Annotated in this window: 1 protein-coding gene; it reads right to left on the bottom strand. The window is 46.4% G+C overall.

Annotation, left to right across the window (positions count from 1 at the left end; translation table 11 throughout):
- Positions 1-1,110, bottom strand: a 1,110-nt coding sequence (locus A3766_RS08995; RefSeq protein WP_156508806.1) for a cadherin-like domain-containing protein, incomplete at both ends; no start/stop codon positions are given.

Genomic DNA, 1,110 nt, shown 5'->3' with positions numbered 1-1,110 from the left:
TAGCTACGACACCGCTAATCGCCGCAGCAGCCACAACAGATAAACTATCACCATCAATATCACTATCGTTCACAAGAACATCGATAACAACTGCCGTATCTTCATCAGTAACAGCTGTATCAGATATTGATACCGGCGCATCATTTTCAGGGTTGACCGTGACGGATACCGATGAGGTCGCCGTGCCACCGTTACCGTCTGAGACCTCATAGCTAATGCTATCAAGACCATTAAAGTCTGAATTTGGCGCATAACTTAGTGTGCCATCGCCATTTATCGCAACTGCACCGTTTGACGCTGATGCTGAGCTAATGCTCAAACTATCTCCGTCGATATCGCCATCATTCGCTAACACATCAATGGTGACAGAAGCATCTTCCTGCGTTACAGCGGTATCGACTACAGCAACTGGTACATCATTTTCGGGGTTAACCGTGACGGATACCGACGAGGCCCCCGTGCCACCGTTACCGTCTGAGATTTCATAGCTAATGCTATCTAAGCCGTTGAAATCTGCATTAGGTGTNTAGTTCAGCGTTCCATCNCCATTNATNACAACAGCACCATTTGACGCTGANGCAGAGCTAATGCTCAAACTATCACCATCGATATCGCTGTCATTCGCTAACACATCAATCGTGACTGACGTATCTTCCTGCGTTGCAGCCGTATCGAATACAGCAACAGGCGCATCGTTTTCGGGGTTAACCGTGACGAATACCGATGAGGCCGCGGTGCTACCGTTACCATCTGAGACTTCATAGCTGATGCTATCTAAACCGTTGAAATCTACATTAGGTGTGTAGTTCAGCGTTCCATCACCATTGATGAGAACCGAACCATACGAGGCTGAAGCAGAGCTAATGCTCAGACTATCACCATCGATATCGCTGTCATTGGCTAACACATCAATGATAATGGAAGTATCTTCCTCGGTGTTTGCTGTATCCGCTAGAGCGGTAGGTTCGCTATTGCTCGAACTACTCTCGTCAGTCGCTAATGACTCAATATGATCGATTGAATGTGTGATATCCAAATCATCGAAATACACTACTACTTTTCGTTCCGGTGACTCATACCAGTCTTTAACGGTTATCTGATCAGACGTTC

Source organism: Oleiphilus sp. HI0132 (genome assembly GCF_001635845.1).
The sequence above is the reverse complement of the archived record's forward strand: the minus strand, read 5'-3'. Positions and strand labels throughout refer to the sequence as shown.